This is a genomic window from Okeania sp. KiyG1 (assembly GCF_014132355.1).
Lineage (GTDB): Bacteria > Cyanobacteriota > Cyanobacteriia > Cyanobacteriales > Microcoleaceae > Okeania.
This window is the reverse complement of sequence record NZ_BLZO01000068.1, coordinates 1-16,356: the sequence shown is the minus strand read 5'-3', so window position 1 is coordinate 16,356 and position 16,356 is coordinate 1. Positions and strand designations below refer to the sequence as shown.

The following is a 16,356-nucleotide window of genomic DNA, read 5'->3' as shown; positions in this document are numbered from 1 at the left end:
GAATTAACTTTTTTGTTTCATCAGAGTAATATTTTTAGTCTCAACATTTATCAACTCACCTACTTTTTGTACTAAAATACCTAGATACTTACCTTTATATTTTACTTTTACTACCCGAATTTTTTCCTGATAGTATCCAGTAGATAGCAAAGGATTAAATCCCATCAAATAAGCAATATCAATTAACCACATAATCTCGCCATGCCACTGAAAAACTCCTGCAACTACAGTTGGCATACCTGGTATTTGTAAGATTTTTTGGTAGTCTAAGGTAATAACTTCATCTAAGTCATCAGTAGATAGTATAGTTTGTAAGGTCTGATTAACTTCTATACATAAATGTTGTTTTTGCATTGACTTTAAGTAAAGACTTTAGTCATAAAAATTTATTTTTGTTACACAACTAATCGTCTTAATGTTGCTACAACTTCTTCTCGATTAATTGGTTTTGTAACATAAGCAGATGCACCTTGCTTCATGCCCCATTTTTGGTCTATTTTCCCTGATTTACTAGAACAAATAATAATTGGTATATGAGCTGTATTTTCTTGACTTTTTAGTTCCCTACAAAGTCCATAACCACTTTGACCAGGTAATACCACGTCTGTTAAAATTGCGTCAAAAGTTTTTTGATTTAGCAAAGCTTTAGCTGCTTCTGCTGTAGTTACATTCAATACATCAAATCCTGACTTTTGTAGACATTCAGTCAAAATACTAGCTTCAGTTGGGCTATCTTCTACAATTAATATACTTGCTTTCATAACTTTACTACTTTTTATTTAATATTTGTCCAAAAATTTATGAACAGAATAAATTTTTGTTTGCCACTTTAATTTTAAGTATTAGGCAAATGTTTTTGGATCATTCTTAAGACCTCTTCCGGTTTAGGAGGCTTACTTAAAAAGTCAGCTGCTCCTATTAATTTAGCCCGACTGCGGTCTATCAAATTATTTCGACTGGTAAAAATGATCACTGGTATTTTTTCAAATGCTGGTGCTTTGCGTAAGAATTGATAAACAGTATAACCGTTGGCATGAGGCATTTCTAGATCGAGAAAAATTAAATCTGGTTTATGTTCAGCTATTTTTACAAATCCTCTAATTGGATCTTGTATACTGATAAATCTATAACCTGCCGGTTGTACAATTTTCTTTAATGTTTCAGCAACTACGGGGCTATCATCAATACAAACAATTAATGATTGTTTTTTTGATGTAGTTTTGTCTACATTATTCCTAGGGTTAGCTGTTGTTAAAGATGATTCGAGCGGTGATATTGGTAAGTCTGGTACTGCTTTTAATTGAAGTAATCCTTTTTTGACTAAAGGAAGTAAAGTTTTAGTTACAGCTAATACTGATTTTCGTAGTTGATAGGCAATATCCCATAGAGTTAGGTCCCCCTGTAAGTATTTACCCCAACCAGATAGAGCTTCTGGTTTAATAGGTTTGTTCATTACAGGAACAAGATTGGGGTTAAGACTATCAAAACCTGCTTTTTGCCATAACTTTTGCATTTTAGTAATTTTACTAAAAACTTCTTCTAGTTCTCTATAGCATAGAGCTAAACCTAAAGATAATTCTGATTTATTATATGGACTTGGCTCCCACTGGGGTGTTAGGTCTGCGTAAAGACTCAAGGTAAATAATACTTCTAAGGTGACAGTACGAATTACTTTTTTAGCCTGATAAAGAGTAATTTTATTTCTTGTTATTCCATCATACAATAGAAGATATTCCCAAGGTTTTTCTCTATCTGATAGTTGTGAAGTTATGGGCTTCCATTCAGGACAGTGCAACCCTATCGCTCGTTGCCAACGTCTCACTCTATGAAGGTTGCCAGTAGTATACAGTAATCTACCATAAAATATATAAAGTTTTCCTTCTTTAGCATGGCTATTTAATAATAGGTTGCCAGTTGCCATTCTTTGACTAAGGATGTCTATTTCTTGTGCTAATTTGATGATTTTGTTGTTTGCAGACATGAATCTTAAAGGTTCAATATGAAAACTCGATCGCTATTCGAGTTGTGAATATTTGAGAACATCACTTGTGGCCATCTGCTTGACTTTATAGATTAGTTTTTTTTCTAAGGAAAATGACAATACAATAAAATTATTTTAATTTTTCTTTCTGTTAATTATATTATATTATGATACTCAATATTTGAACAGAACATCATTATTATTTCATACATTCTTAAAGTGTTTTATTGTATTGTTTGTATTAAAATTCAGTATTTTTCCATTTTGATTCATAGCACAAATTAGATAATTATAATCAATATCTAAACAGTAAAGCTATGTTATTTAGAGCTGGAAATTAATATGATTTAACCAATCAATTGATTAATAATCTTAAAATCAGTGGCTAAAAATACACCATAGTTGATAGTTGATTGATATCGATCTTCATATATATAGATCATTCTACACTATTAAATCTAAGTATATTTGCCATGTGGCCAATAATTTTGACTATCGCTTTACATAGATTTACAAACTATAAAAGCTTTGCTATAATTAGCAATGACAAACTTAAACAGTTAATAAACCTCTCAGAATTGTTAAGTTCTTAGACCTCTCAACAAATTCGGTTAAATTAATACTTATGATATGAATTGTAGGAGCGATCGCTACATGAACATTGTTTTGCAGTATGAGTTTCTCATATATCGTCTTTTCAGAAGTTAAGATACATATTAGTTATCGAAGTATTAAAAAGGGGCAATTGAGGCGTACTGAGTCCATTCAGCGATTTGACCAAAAAAAAGGGTTTCAAGCCTCGCCCATAAGCGGGTGACTTTTTAAATCTTGTGTTATAATTAGACACTATCAAGACTTACGCAAATTCAGCTTGAAAACGCAATATGTAGGGGTGAATGGCACTCGCCCTTACTGGATTTAGTGTCCGTGCGTAAGTCCTGACTATAAAATGCAGTGTCAAAAGTGGAGACCAAGGGTTTTATGAATTTCGGAGACAGCTTAAATACAAGTGCCAATGGTACCGTTGTAATTTAGTAGTAGTAGATAGATTTTTTCCATCATCAAAGACTTGTTGCAGGTGCGGTCATGTTCAAGATATGCCCTTGCATCTGAGAACTTATGACTGCCCAGATTACGGGTTGTCAATAGATAGAGATTTAAACGCAAGTATAAATTTACAGCACTTTTTAGGATAGTAAGGTACGCTTTTAAGGCTAATATTTTTTTCCCTACTCCCTACTCCCTAAAGTCCTAAAATTTTGTACCTCATCAACTCCAAAACTCCTGTAAGAAAGCGAGTGCTAATTGGCGAGGTTTCCTACGGGGCGCCTACTGTGCGGAATTACTTCCGCACACAGCCCCTCCAGAATGTAAGACGCACTCTAGACATGCGGTCGGCTCGGTCGTGAATGCCTGTGGATGAGTAACCGCCGACGGTAGGGACGTTGCATGCAACGTCCGTACAGCAGGAAGTAAACAGCCTCCTAGGTCGGAGTTACGCTATCAAGTTTTCACGTTATGTGACGCTTTGTATCAGTTTTATAGAGCAGTGTTTGTTCTAGAATATAAATTCAGGCAACCTAAGCCACATCAAACCCAAGCTATAGAAGAAGCTAGAAGTTTTTGTTGGAGCAAAGTCTTACAAAAAGTTAGAAGCCAAACTTTCTCCGTTGCAATATCTGAACCGAAATAAAACTAAGTTCTCTAGCAATTGGAAAAGAGCTTCTCTCAAGATAGCTAAACTACATAGCATGCATAGCCAACATGAGAAAAGATACATTGCACAAGCTAACTATTTACTTGGCTAAAAACCACAACCCACCCCCATCCCCTCCCGGGAGAGGAGCTAGAGGGGTGGGTGAAGACCTAAATGTATCAGGAATGATGTCAAATCACAAGCTAGCTAAGGCTGCCCTAGTCTATGGGGTTTTACGAGTTTTGCAGACAGGCGCGAGTACAAGTGTGAGTTATTAGGTTGCTCAACTCACCGTTGTGGATAGATGGTTTCCTAGTTCTAAAACTTGCAGTAGGTGTGGAACTGAATCGTGAGTCTCTGTTTTTATCAGAGCGCGCAATCAAACTGCGAACACTGCAATTTTAGTTGCGATTGCTCCGAACGCTAGCGCGAACTAGATTTATTTGCGTTTGCGTAGCATCCCGTAGGGAAGCATGACCTAGGAAATGCAGCGTTAAATTTAGCTATGGCAGTCAGTTTGCTCCGCAACGCTAACGCAAACAACCGTGACAGCTTGCGGACTGGATAACGCCGACTTTGCCAGTGGAATAGGGAATATAACAGATTATAAGCACGAAAATCATAGATTTATGTAGATAATCGTAGGATTCTAAGAACGGCATAGTATTACTTATTACTTTTTCTGGCGTTGCTAATGTGTGGGTATGATTTGTATTTTTTGGTAATTGCTAAACTATTGAATGACAACTATTTGAGATTGTTTAATTTTTATTTTCATAAAACTTTCTCCTTCTACTCCTCTTTCTTATTCTTTCTTCCCTCCTGTACTGGCGCCATTCGTCAGCTATGCGTCAGCAAACAGCCATTTGCTTCGCATAATGATCGTTAACGCCCCTACTCCTGACTTCCCCTCCTGGGAGGGAGGGGTGGGTTGACTCCTAAGTAATTAAGACTAATATAGCAATATGGGCTGGCATATTTACAAATTGCAGGAGGTGTCCAATAGCTAAAAGTTTTATATTATCAGCAATTTATTCCCCTCCTGGGAGGGGAGGGGCGAGGGGTGGGTTGCCTGTTGCCTATTGCCAGATGAGCTGCGCGCAGCGCTATATCATACACGCTATTCAGCAACGCCCTTTTTCTTGATTCAAATTTTATTACAGCACTTTTTAAGATAGTGAGGTAAAGTTTAATCTTAAATTGCTATTCCCTATTTTCCCAAAATTCTGTACTTCCTCAAGTGGAAAACTGCTGTAAATGAAATTTAAAATCACAATTTCCCCCTTTAAGATTGCTCAATACTTAACCTTTGGCGTAATATTTTTAACTATATGCAGCATCGCTATTCAAATAGGTAAATACATTTTTGATTACCGCGAACCCTGGACAAGATTATTTAATCTCGACCGAGAAATGAATATTCCAACTTGGTATTCAGGTTTAATGTTGATATCTTGTGGATTAATTATTCGCGGAATTTTTGCCATAAAAAGATCGCTGTCTGACCGTTTCTGGCGACAGTGGAAAATTCTCTCAACTATTTTCTTTCTATTAGCACTTGACGAAATAGCTAGTATCCATGAAATTTTGATTATTGATGATTTAGCAGATGCTCTAAATCTTCCCAGTTTCTGGCATTCAGTGTGGGTAATTCCTGGAACAGTTTTAGTAATAATTTTTATCTGGAAATATTGGAAATTTATATTTTATTTACCAAAACAATTGCGCCGATATTTCTTAATTGCTATTAGTTTATATGTGGGCGGTGCATTGGGTATGGAAATGGTCGGAAGTTACTATGATGGAATTGATGGTCAGCAGAATTTAGTTTACGCAATGTTAGCCACTGTAGAAGAAGTAATGGAAATGATGGGATGTGTGGTTTTTATCTATAGTTTATTAACTTATTTAGGTGAGTTAGATGCGGATATAGGAGTTAATTTTTATATTAAAAATAAGAGTTAATTAGACTGTTTGCAGAAGTCAGGTAATAGGAAATAGGGAATAGGAAATGGGGAAAAATAATTGATAATTTATGTATAATAATTGATATCAAATCCGTTTAATTAGACATAAAAAATTATTCAATCGTTACAACTACCCTCATCTTTGTAATTCTTTCTCCTCCTGTACGGGCGATTTCCGTTCCGGAATGCTCCTAATTACGCGTTTGCAGAGCATTCCGTAGGAAATCGCCCCTACTGACTCCTGACTCCTCCTAACTTAAGCATTCTATGGCTGTTTAACCGGATTTGATATGATTTTATTTTGGATTTTTACCGAATAATTAAGGTATAAAGCCTCTCCTTTAAAGGATAAAAAAGCGGTCAAGGGATGGCGTTTGCTACCGCAAAGCTTTCCGTTCCGGAATGCGACCGCAAACGCTAACAGCGGAGCGGCTCTGATAAGAGCGGGTCTCCTCGCCACATCCAATTGACCAAGAGAAGAAAAAATTTTCCTTTTAGTCAATCCTCTCCTTGAAAAGAACAGGTAATTATTAATTATTAATTATTAATTATTAATTAAGGCTGGCTGATTAATTATAAAAGTATTGACAGATAAAGGTTTTAGCGTTTTAGAGTTGAAAAAAGTATCAACTTTTCGGTGGAAAGAGCTGCATAAAGCTAGTATTTTGGGATGATTATGGCACAAAAATTGAGAGACAATTCTTAACTCCTACCTCCTCGCTCATTCCCATTTCTCCTGTCTCCTACAAAGAGCAAAAAGACTTTATTCAGCAAATCATAATTATTAATTGTTGAACAGATGTCTATTGTCTGTCGAGAAATCAAGCAATTATAGCAGTGTGTGCTGGTATATTTATAAATTCTGATATATTTATAAATTAAGGAGAGGTAATTCTAAATTCTAAATTCTAAATTCTAAATTCTTGAACTCTTCCTTACTTCTACCAATAGAATAGCTAAGGCAGCCACTTAGGATTCAAACCAGTTTGAGGCAATTCTTCTGGTTGAAGCTGCCATGGTGAATCATCTTCTGGCATTTTTGAATCTAAAGGTAACATCCATAAACGACTAATTTTTTTAGTGTTTTTGGTATTTTCTTCTTCTTCTTGATTTGATATTGTCACCATTTGGTCAAATAATAATGCTAAACCATCCGGCGATAAATCCATATGAACTTTCTGTTGATTTGGCAAAATAACTAAAGGTCTTAATATATTTCTCTTAAGATCGAATGCTGCAATATAAGGTTGTTCTTGATACTCTTCTCCCTGCTCTACTACTTGAGTTAATAAACAATAAATAATTCTTTTATTCGGGTCAAATTCTGCACTGAGAATATTACCATAAGGACGAGTTCGTAACACCTCTCGCTCCTCACCTTGATTAGTCACAATATAAAGCGATCGCGTCCCATCCTGATTATATTTTACCATGGTTGCCATGGAACCATCAGGAGCAAAATTTAATACTGTTCCAAACTTTGGTAAAAATATTAAATCCTCTGAATCTGTTTCTGGATTTATTGGTAAAATGGAGGTTCCTTCTCCTTGTAAAATTACTAAATTTTTGCTATCTGGGGTAATTAAAAAGTCTCCACCTTTTTGAATTATTCCTTCTTTATTTGTTAAATGTTGTGCTTCTTTTCCTAACTCTAATACCCACGGACCGGAATCAAAAACATCTTTCCTATTTACCCGTTGAATGACAATTTTTTGACCATCGGCAGATAAATCAAATTTCAAGTTTTGGTATTCTAAATTATCAAGAACTTTTTCAATTTCACCTACAACTTCTGATGATTTTAATTTGGCATCTCCAGGAGTCAAATTAACCCCAGTTGTCACAGTATATATTTGTTGTTCTATCAGAGTCGGAACTTCATTTTGCTTTTCAACTGCCGAAAATAAAATCTTTTCACCTTGGGGAAAAAATTTAAAATCCATTACTTCTAAATTTTTCGGACTTAGTATTATAGGTCGTTGCTTTTTAGTTAAATTAATTAAGATTAATCTGCCTTTTTCCTCTCCTTGAAAACCTATATAAGCAAATGCGCGATCGCGACTGCTAAATAGACCTTGAAAAGGCTGCATTACCTCCCCTTGATCTAAACCATAAAACTTTTCTTTTGCCCCTGATAATTTCACTGTATACTGATTACCATAGGGAGCAGGTTCTAAAATTGTATAAGCCATTCTCCGACCCGCCCAACTCACTTTTCCTGGTAAAGGTGGTTCTATTGTTAAGTTTTTTTCCACACTTGCATGGTTCATAGGTCGATTAAAATTTAGTATAAAAGCTGTATCTTCAGCTCCTATTTTTTTGTCTTGCCAGCTAAAGTCTTTTACTTTTGGAGCTGTACTTCCACCACCTACAAATAGCAGACAAATTAACACAGTTAACCCGATAATCAAAGTAATAGCAACTCTGTCTAGAGGTTGTCGTAATTCTTGTGAAATAATTTCTTGATTTTCACGAAATAGATAATTAATTTTTTTCTTAAATTTACCATTTATTTTTTCCTTATAATGCTTACTTTATATCCCACAGATAAAAGTTTCGCAATAGTTTTGAAAATTGTGCTTAATCATCATAGTGTTTACCAGCGTTGAAATACTTAACTTTTGAATATTTATAGAGAGTTATTTGTGAGATACTGCTATTAAGCGGAGATAATAATATTATCTTTTTCTTTTGGGTTTAACCCCCCGCCGTATACAGGGTTTTACAATTGGTTAGGAGTTTGAATTCCCATCCACTTTTTCCTTCTTACTTTTTCCTTCTTACTTCTTACTTCTTACTTCTTACTTCTTACTTCTTACTTTTGACTTTTGACTTTTGAATTCCTCCGTTGAAATACTTAACTTTTGAATATTTATAGAGAGTTATTTGTGAGATACTGCTATTAAGCGGAGATAATAATATTATCTTTTTCTTTTGGGTTTAACCCCCCGCCGTATACAGGGTTTTACAATTGGTTAGGAGTTTGAATTCCCATCCACTTTTTCCTTCTTACTTCTTACTTCTTACTTTTGACTTTTGACTTTTGACTTTTGAATTCCTCCTTCTTCCTTCTTCCTTCTTAATAATCATAAGGATTTTTCGGCTTAGGAATTGGTTCAATTTTAGATGGCGAAATTGTTAATTTACGTTGACCATTTAGCTCATCAGTAATCGCTTTACCTTCAACTTTCAACCAACCATCTTGAGGATATTTACTCCGACTTCTACCTTCTGGTAATTTAACAGGTAATCCCACTGGATAAGCATCAGCAGCACAACAAGTCAAAATAAATCTAGATATCCAAAAATATTGCTCAGATAATCCAGGAGGATAAATTACAAACCCAGTTACTTCAACTTTTTGATCGTTATAAGCATCTGGTTCTGGATAAACATTTAAAATTCTAATCCATTCAATCAGCGATCGCTCTTCTGGTTTAGTAGCGCTACGAAATTCTTGAGGTTGAGTTCTAGTCACTGGCAAAGATTCTGTTAAACCTCTTTGTAATGCTGTTTGACTAGCAAAAACTTGAGGGGTAATTATCAATGCCGATAGAGCTGATATTAATAATAAACTACTACTCCAACCAGGAGGAAAAAGATTAATATGCTGATTTTCAATACTGGTTAATGCTTGTTTTGATTGTCTCTTAAATCTTTGACTTTTGCGAATACTCCATAATTCCAAAACTTTCAATCCACCTAATAAAAGTAAAGCAATTCCAGCTCCCACTGTTAAACCAAAATAACGAGGATGAATTAATATGTATAACTTGCTTGTCGTCCAATAATGCAATAATACAAAACCCCAAACAAAAATTGCTATAGCATCTATCCAAGAACTATATTTTTGAGTAGAAAAAAAGTGAATTGTAAACTTTCATCAGATTAAAATTGCCCCACTTAATGAAGTCAGAAGTTACAGCAGATTCCAAGTATATGAAGTACAGATATTAACAATTAAATTTTTCCACTACGGGAATCTTGCCCACAACTGGTGTATCTCATGCTTGGTGGAATCCACTGTATTTTTGCCACGGGAATTTGAGCAACTCTCCAAAAATATTTCGCCTTAAAAAGCAGGATAGCGCAACTCAATCCTGTTTGATAAGTGAATAATATAGCAAGGAACGAGTTGATGTTTTACTTATGTTAATGATGAATCTTAGATAGAAAATTTTTCTACTCCCACTGTTGCCTGTTGCCTTTTGCCTATTTCCTATTACCGAAATATCGTGGTTTAAAGCCTCCCCTTTTAAGGGGATAATAAATGAAAAATTTTCCTGTTCGTCAATCCTATCCGTTTTTAAGGAGAGGTAATTCTAAATTCTAAATTCTAAATTCTAAATTCTAAATTCTTGAACTGCTATAAGTTAATTTAACTCAAATATAAATTCACAATCAAAGCCATAATAAAAGTTAATTGTGCTGCTAAAACCATTAAATAAATTACAGCCCGCGACCGAAATACTGATAATAACAAACCAACAGCTTTGATATCAATCATCGGTCCAAAAACCAAAAAAGCTAATAGAGAACCACTGGTAAAAGTTGCAGCAAATGACAAAGCAAAAAAAGCATCCACAGTCGAACAAATAGAAACCACTGCGGCCAAAGTCAGCATAGCAATAATTGAACTAATAGGACCCTGACCAAGATTCAAAATAAATTCACGAGGTGCAGCAACCTGAATCATTGCAGCGATCGCGCTACCAATCACCAAAACTCCACCCAAGTCTTGTAACTCTTGCACCATACTATTTAACAAAGATAAAAGCCTTTGTCGATCGGGCGCAACGAACAAAGATTTCCAACTCATATCTTTGTTAGAAGTAGCTTGACTACTCACACCTAGTGGACTTTGATTAATTGTAAGATCTTCTACTTGCCACAGTGGGATAGACTCAAGCGGCATAGACGTGGTAGATTGACCCAGAAAAAATGTTCCTGACTGTAAAAGAGGAGAAGTTGCAACTTTTGGAGAAACTGACTGTTGAGGTCTAGGTAATAGACGAGCAGTTGTAGGTTGCAATAATGGTCGCATATCCTTTTGCACGCTGAATACCCAACCAATAATTGTTGCTATTACTAGAGAAAATACCACTCGTAATACCACTATTTCTGGTTGGTCCCTAAAAGCAGTCCAAGTGGCCCAGATTACTATGGGATTTACTGTTGGAGCTGCCAATAAAAAACCAATTGCTACTGGAGCTGGTACACCTTGTATCAATAAACGTCGAGCAACCGGAACATTACCACATTCACATACCGGGAATAAAAAACCAACTAAGCTACCTACAAATGCTCCTAAAAGAGGGTTTTTAGGCAGATATGTAATTAATTTACGTTCATCAATAAACCACTGTAATATTCCGGATAAAATCACCCCCAGCAGTAAAAATGGTATTGCTTCTACCAATAAACTAAGAAAGAGGGTGAAAGCATTATTCAACTGATTTGTCAGCGTTGATGCCATCTTTTGATTTACTCTTTAAACTTTTTTTCCTAAGTATTTTATTTGGCTCAAATATCGCCTAGCAGTCCGTATTATTCAAATAACTATACATATATTTACAATGTAAGTATATACTAGGTAATCTAGATAATTAACCTATCTAGGTTCATACAGTTTCTTTTTCTTTTCGCACACAAATAATATTTAGGTTTTATGCTTAACTTATCTAGCTTTAAGCCCTTAATTTTACCGGCTGTTGAAAACTCCCTGCCAAAAACTTTTCAAGAGTTAACTTTACGAAATTTATCATTATATGATTTTCAAGTTGACAGTAATCAATCAGGAGAAGTGGCTGCTTTGAGACTAGAAGCTGAACCAAGATTGCCAGGAATAATTTTAACTGAAGAGGGACATATCTCAGGAATGATTTCCCGACAGCGATTTTTGGAGTATCTGAGTCGCCCTTTTGGACGAGAATTATTTCTGAAAAGGTCTTTAAAGACTTTGCATCAGTTCGCTTATACAGATTTTTTAGTGATGCCTGGAGATACTAAAGTTATAGAAGCTAGTAGTACTGCTTTACAAAGACCAACTAACCAAGCTTATGAACCAATTGTGGTTGAAATAGAACCATACATCTACAGAATTTTAGATGTCCATCATTTGCTGACAGCTCAATGTCATATTCATCAATTGGCCAGTAATTTACTCCATGAACTTTATCAAGAATTGGAGGCAGCTAACCAAAAATTAGAGCTTCAAGCTTCTTTAGATGCTTTGACTCAGGTTGCTAATCGTAGAAGATTTGACGAATATCTAGCTCAACAGTGGCTCCAAATGTCTAAACAGCAAAGTCCTATATCCATTATCATGGCAGATATTGATTGTTTCAAAGGTTATAATGACACTTATGGTCATCAAGCTGGAGATAAGTGTATCAAACAAGTAGCTTTGGCAATTAATCAAGCTGTTCAAATGACAATAAATATTAAGAAGGAAAATAATTTAGTGGCTCGTTATGGAGGAGAAGAATTTGCGATAGTTTTACCTCAGATGAATGCTATTGATGCTGTTTCTATAGCTGAACAAATTCGTTCTCATGTCAAGTCATTAAATATCACCCATAAAGCTTCTGTTGCCTCAAAAGTTGTAACTTTAAGTTTAGGAGTTTCCACAGCTATACCTCAATTGGGTGGCTCACGAGAAGCATTAATTGCTGAAGCAGATCGAGCACTTTATCAAGCTAAAATTAAAGGCCGCGATCGTGTTCTGCTAAGTTAAGAGTAGCTCCCGATGAATTAAATAACAAATAATTTTGTTTCAATTTTCTATTAGCAGCATCTACTGCTTCATAAAACTGATATAAAACATCACACTTAGTGATATTTTAATGTTTACTTCCTCCTTCTACTGAGACCGTAGGCGGTTACTCATCCACAGGCTTGCACAGGTCAAGCCAACCGCATCTTTCAAGTTAATACTTGCGTTTAAATCTCGCTATATTGATAACCCGAATTCAGGGGAATCATAACTTCTAATGTTTAATATCAAATCCGCTCGGGTTCGGTATAAAAAATTTTTCATCCGAGCGCGCAAATGTGCAAATCTCTCTAAATTCTCTTCCCTCCTGACTCCTGACTCCTTACTCCTGACTTCTGACTCCTATTTTATTTTTGAGTACGACGACTTCTAGGAGGAACAACTTTTGCAGAAGTCGATTTACGAGGACTAGACTTACGTCGCTGTTTCTGAGGTTTGATTTTGGGAAGTAAGCTAGATAAACCTTTAGTTTTGAAGCGTTTATAAACTGAACTACTCCAGTCACTCACAGAATGACTCATTGCACCAAGTTCTAGACCTACCAATAAAGCAATTACTTCTTGATAATGTAGGGAAAGCGATCGCCACAAGCTTTCAACAAACCCTAAAATACTCCATTGCAGCCCCAGTAATTCATCTATAATTAAACCAAATACAACTACTGCTCCCAGCAACGTCAAAACATATAGCAATCGTATTGCAGTACCAATTATCGGTCCATGAGATAAAAAGGAACGATGATTCAGACTTGTTTGGTAGGGTCGCCAAAGCCACTTAAACCAACCCCATCTTTGAAATTGCCGAGAATTAATGTCCAGGTCTGGGCCAAACATTAGCCCACTGAACAAAAAACCCCCAGAAACAAATAAGGTTAAGTGGGTACTATGAACTAACCCAAAGCTTAAGCTTGTTACTATGGGTAAACTCCACAAGGTTATTCGGTCATGGGTGCGACCACTGGGCATAGCAGATTTAATCTAGGCCAAAAAACGCAGAATATATTTATCAAACTTAGCAGATCAAAGATACTTTTTTTTTTACTTGCATATTTAGTGAGATGTGTTATACTTGTAAAAGTTGGGCGGTTAGCTCAGCGGTAGAGCGCCTGCCTTACAAGCAGGATGCCACTGGTTCAAATCCAGTACCGCCCATAAAATAAATCTAGCTATTAGTTAAGTTGATGGTAATTATTTTTTACCCTAAATTTGATTAATTAGGGCTTGCTGATTAAATCTAAAAGTATTGACATATAAAGACAAGTGCCTTTTTGGAGTCGAATTGCAGTACGCCTGTTTCAGTCTAAAGCGCTCAAAAAGGAGCGTATTTTAGGCGCATAGTTGGGCAGAAAAATCATTCTTACAATTCTTACTTCTACCTCCTCGCTCATTCCTATTTCTCCCCTCCTGGGAGGGTTAGGGGTGGGTTGTCTCCTGTCTCCTGTCTCCTGTCTCCTGTCTCCTGTCTCCTGTCTTTAGACATATCCCCACCCCCCCCCACTTTCTATCAGAAAGGGGGGTCTTTAAAATTTTCTGGGGTTATCAGACATGAAGTGGCCTTTCGGAGACTATCCCGATGCAATTTTACCTTCTTCCTTCTTCCTTCTTCCTTCTTCCTTCTTCAAATTCTATCCTATTCTTCTGTGGTCTTCTCTTGAACTCCCTGTATTATTCTAGATAATTCACTTTTTTCATTAACTGTAATTCTAGTGGGAGAACCACTAATAATTCTTTCATAGCTACGGAAAGAATCCTTAATTTCAGGACCATTTGATGTTATTGTATATTCTCTAATTCCTTTGTCATGCCACGAACCACGCATTTTGAAGACATTAATAGCACGGGACATTTCACCACGGATTTCGACATACTGTAACATGATGATTGTATCAGTAATAGTAGAAATATGAGTATTCGTAATAGAATGAGACCCCATAAATTGATCGGTCGTATTAGTAAAAAAGCCTGTTATTTCTTCTTGCTTGGCAAAACCTGTAACCCCGATCACAAATTGTCTAAAAGCATTATTACTTACTCCTCTTGCTAAAGCAGATAGAGAATCAATCGCTATTCTAGATGGTTTGAAGTTCGCAATTTCTGATTTAATAATTTGTAAATGGTCTTCTAAACCTGCTGATTCTGGATAGCTACACAAGATTCTTAATAATCCCTTTTTTCTAACTCTTCAAAATCTATACCCCAAGAATTGGCATTACGAAATAATTGAGCGCGAGATTCTTCATAAGCAAAAAGCATCGCAGGTTCATTATTCATACAACCATTTTCTAAGAACTTACTTACTAAAAGAGTTTTTCCTGTACCAGTAGCTCCAGTTGCTAATATGATTGAATCTTTAAAGAAACCACCTCCACACATTTGATCTAGAATGTCATCTCCAGAGGAAACTCTAGCATTTGAAGAACGTTGAGTTAGCCTCATTGCTCCTAGTGGGAATATATTTACACCATCATTAGTAATCGTAAATGGATATTCCCCCTTCATGTGGGTTGTCCCCCTCAGTTTTAAGATTTCTATAGTTCGTCTTCTACGCTCGCCTTCTAGAGCATTACGAACTATCACAACATTATCTGAGACAAATTCTTCTACTCCAAATCTTGCTACTGGGCCATATTCTTCTACTCTTTCTGTAGTCATAATTGTAGTTGCACCAACTTGTTTGAGTCGGGCCACTAAACGAAATATTTCTCTTCTGACTACAGAAGCAGCATCATATTGTTGAAATACGGCAGTTACTGAATCAATAGAAACTCTTCTTGCTTTGTATTTACGAATGGCATATTGAATTCTTTCTATTAAGGCAGATAAGTCAAAATTTCCTACTATATCTTGCCCCTCTGGATCGGGAGAAGCGTCTAATATAAATAATTTCCCATCATTAACTAATTTCTGTAAATTCCAACCAAAACTGTGGGCGTTTTTAATAATATCGTGGGGAGATTCTTCAAAGGTTACAAATACTCCTGGTTCATCAAAATAGATAATTCCATTATAAAGAAACTGAATAGCAAGCAATGTTTTACCAGTTCCAGATGTACCACTTACTAATGTGGTTCTGCCAACTGGCATACCCCCATGACTGATGTCGTCGAACCCCTCAATCATAGTCCGAATCTTCTCAACTCCTACTGTTGCTATTTCATCTCTTTTAATAGATTCACTATTTTCATTCATATTTTTATCTTTGGAATGTTGAAAAAATTTTAGCTATCCGCAAATATGTAAATATATCTACTAATATGCCAGGATTGTCGCATCATAATGTACGGCGTTTTTAATTTTGGTGGAATACAGAGAAATCTGCTCTCTGGATTTTGTCTTCAGGCAAAAGTTTATCAAAATTATAAGGGTCTAAAACTCCGCCTTTTAAGGCGAAATATTTTGGATAGTTGCTCGCGCATCCCCTACTTCCCCTCCTGGGAGGGTTAGGGGTGGGTTAACTTCTGACTTCTGACTTCTGACTTCTGACTTCTGACTTAGTTAAATGCCATACCTCAATGAAAATCGCGACTATGTCCAGAGTATTTATATCACAAAATAGTGACATACTCCCACACTAAGCTTACGCTATAGTGTGGGCTTCTCGTTTATAGTCCTGCTATTGCATCGGACTCCACGAGCTTTAAGGGCGGGATGCCCCGCCGCCCTATTTTTATATTTATTGCAGCATTCACATCGCGGTCAATAACTAGACCACAATGCGGACAAGAATGAGTTCTCTGTGATAATTTTTCGGGACTTTTTTACCACAAGAGGAATTGGCATGATTAACGGGCAAGCATTGATCGGACAGCGATTTTCTTGCCACCATAAGAATCGCTCAGACAATCTATAGTTGTACTGCCGACGCAACAAATCTAACCACAGTTCTATGATGGCCACTTGTTCTTGATTCGGTTTTAGCTTGTACTGATAAGCTGTCC

The 16,356-nt window shown here is 36.1% G+C and carries 11 protein-coding genes, 1 tRNA gene and 3 pseudogenes; 5 read left to right on the top strand and 10 right to left on the bottom strand.

The window, feature by feature from the left end; translation table 11 throughout:
* Nucleotides 1–3: 3 nt before the first annotated feature.
* The 3 genes from SAGCYANO_RS13970 to SAGCYANO_RS13960 all read right to left on the bottom strand — a co-directional run bounded on the left by SAGCYANO_RS13970 (nucleotide 4) and on the right by SAGCYANO_RS13960 (nucleotide 1,981).
* Complete coding sequence (locus tag SAGCYANO_RS13970; RefSeq protein WP_202220629.1) at nucleotides 4–354, bottom strand: chemotaxis protein CheW; 351 nt, start codon at nucleotides 352–354, stop codon at nucleotides 4–6.
* A 41-nt stretch (nucleotides 355–395) separates the two neighbouring features.
* The gene (locus tag SAGCYANO_RS13965) at nucleotides 396–761 is read right to left on the bottom strand and encodes a response regulator transcription factor (protein WP_202220628.1); all 366 of its coding nucleotides are present in this window, start codon (nucleotides 759–761) and stop codon (nucleotides 396–398) included.
* 74 nt (nucleotides 762–835) lie between these two features.
* A complete protein-coding gene (locus SAGCYANO_RS13960; RefSeq protein WP_202220627.1) occupies nucleotides 836–1,981 on the bottom strand; it encodes a response regulator in 1,146 nt (381 codons plus the stop codon).
* Nucleotides 1,982–2,949: 968 nt separating this feature from the next.
* On the opposite strand from SAGCYANO_RS13960, the pseudogene SAGCYANO_RS13955 reads away from it, so the two are divergent.
* The 3 genes and pseudogenes from SAGCYANO_RS13955 to SAGCYANO_RS13945 all read left to right on the top strand — a co-directional run.
* A pseudogene (locus SAGCYANO_RS13955) lies at nucleotides 2,950–3,177 on the top strand (zinc ribbon domain-containing protein); the annotation flags it as partial.
* Between the two features lie 583 nt (nucleotides 3,178–3,760).
* Complete coding sequence (locus SAGCYANO_RS13950) at nucleotides 3,761–3,955, top strand: hypothetical protein (RefSeq protein WP_237396151.1); 195 nt, start codon at nucleotides 3,761–3,763, stop codon at nucleotides 3,953–3,955.
* 979 nt (nucleotides 3,956–4,934) lie between these two features.
* Nucleotides 4,935–5,642 (top strand): hypothetical protein, encoded by a 708-nt coding sequence (locus SAGCYANO_RS13945; protein ID WP_202220625.1) that lies wholly within the window; start codon nucleotides 4,935–4,937, stop codon nucleotides 5,640–5,642.
* Between the two features lie 958 nt (nucleotides 5,643–6,600).
* Here SAGCYANO_RS13945 and SAGCYANO_RS13940 read toward each other — a convergent pair.
* From SAGCYANO_RS13940 to SAGCYANO_RS13930, 3 genes are all read right to left on the bottom strand, one after another.
* Nucleotides 6,601–8,055, bottom strand: a complete 1,455-nt coding sequence (locus SAGCYANO_RS13940; protein WP_237396150.1) for an Ig-like domain-containing protein — start codon at nucleotides 8,053–8,055, stop codon at nucleotides 6,601–6,603.
* A 668-nt stretch (nucleotides 8,056–8,723) separates the two neighbouring features.
* Nucleotides 8,724–9,440 (bottom strand): TIGR03943 family putative permease subunit, encoded by a 717-nt coding sequence (locus SAGCYANO_RS13935; RefSeq protein ID WP_237396148.1) that lies wholly within the window; start codon nucleotides 9,438–9,440, stop codon nucleotides 8,724–8,726.
* Nucleotides 9,441–10,022: 582 nt separating this feature from the next.
* A complete protein-coding gene (locus SAGCYANO_RS13930) occupies nucleotides 10,023–11,120 on the bottom strand; it encodes a permease (protein ID WP_202220624.1) in 1,098 nt (365 codons plus the stop codon).
* Nucleotides 11,121–11,312: 192 nt separating this feature from the next.
* Here SAGCYANO_RS13930 and SAGCYANO_RS13925 point away from each other — a divergent pair, with 192 nt between their 5' ends.
* Nucleotides 11,313–12,380, top strand: coding sequence for a diguanylate cyclase domain-containing protein (locus SAGCYANO_RS13925; protein ID WP_202220623.1), 1,068 nt, complete (start codon nucleotides 11,313–11,315; stop codon nucleotides 12,378–12,380).
* Between the two features lie 386 nt (nucleotides 12,381–12,766).
* On the opposite strand, the gene SAGCYANO_RS13920 is transcribed toward SAGCYANO_RS13925, so the two are convergent.
* Nucleotides 12,767–13,384 (bottom strand): metal-binding protein, encoded by a 618-nt coding sequence (locus SAGCYANO_RS13920; protein WP_202220622.1) that lies wholly within the window; start codon nucleotides 13,382–13,384, stop codon nucleotides 12,767–12,769.
* A 114-nt stretch (nucleotides 13,385–13,498) separates the two neighbouring features.
* On the opposite strand from SAGCYANO_RS13920, the gene SAGCYANO_RS13915 reads away from it, so the two are divergent.
* Nucleotides 13,499–13,570: transfer RNA gene (locus SAGCYANO_RS13915), tRNA-Val, on the top strand.
* 478 nt (nucleotides 13,571–14,048) lie between these two features.
* Here SAGCYANO_RS13915 and kaiC read toward each other — a convergent pair.
* The 3 genes and pseudogenes from kaiC to SAGCYANO_RS44705 all read right to left on the bottom strand — a co-directional run bounded on the left by kaiC (nucleotide 14,049) and on the right by SAGCYANO_RS44705 (nucleotide 16,315).
* A pseudogene (kaiC, locus tag SAGCYANO_RS13910) lies at nucleotides 14,049–15,607 on the bottom strand (circadian clock protein KaiC).
* 413 nt (nucleotides 15,608–16,020) lie between these two features.
* Nucleotides 16,021–16,131, bottom strand: a pseudogene (locus tag SAGCYANO_RS44710) (hypothetical protein); the annotation flags it as partial.
* Nucleotides 16,115–16,315: a hypothetical protein gene (locus tag SAGCYANO_RS44705; RefSeq protein WP_237396157.1), complete on the bottom strand. Its 201-nt coding sequence runs from the start codon at nucleotides 16,313–16,315 to the stop codon at nucleotides 16,115–16,117. The gene SAGCYANO_RS44705 and the pseudogene SAGCYANO_RS44710, both read right to left, overlap by 17 nt.
* Nucleotides 16,316–16,356 lie beyond the last annotated feature (41 nt).

Coding starts and splice junctions, on each gene's coding strand:
- SAGCYANO_RS13925 (WP_202220623.1), top strand. CDS start 11,313: ATGCTTAACTTATCTAGCTTTAAGCCCTTAATTTTACCGGCTGTTGAA.
- SAGCYANO_RS13970 (WP_202220629.1), bottom strand. CDS start 354: ATGCAAAAACAACATTTATGTATAGAAGTTAATCAGACCTTACAAACT.
- SAGCYANO_RS13920 (WP_202220622.1), bottom strand. CDS start 13,384: ATGCCCAGTGGTCGCACCCATGACCGAATAACCTTGTGGAGTTTACCC.
- SAGCYANO_RS13960 (WP_202220627.1), bottom strand. CDS start 1,981: ATGTCTGCAAACAACAAAATCATCAAATTAGCACAAGAAATAGACATC.
- SAGCYANO_RS13930 (WP_202220624.1), bottom strand. CDS start 11,120: ATGGCATCAACGCTGACAAATCAGTTGAATAATGCTTTCACCCTCTTT.
- SAGCYANO_RS13945 (WP_202220625.1), top strand. CDS start 4,935: ATGAAATTTAAAATCACAATTTCCCCCTTTAAGATTGCTCAATACTTA.
- SAGCYANO_RS13965 (WP_202220628.1), bottom strand. CDS start 761: ATGAAAGCAAGTATATTAATTGTAGAAGATAGCCCAACTGAAGCTAGT.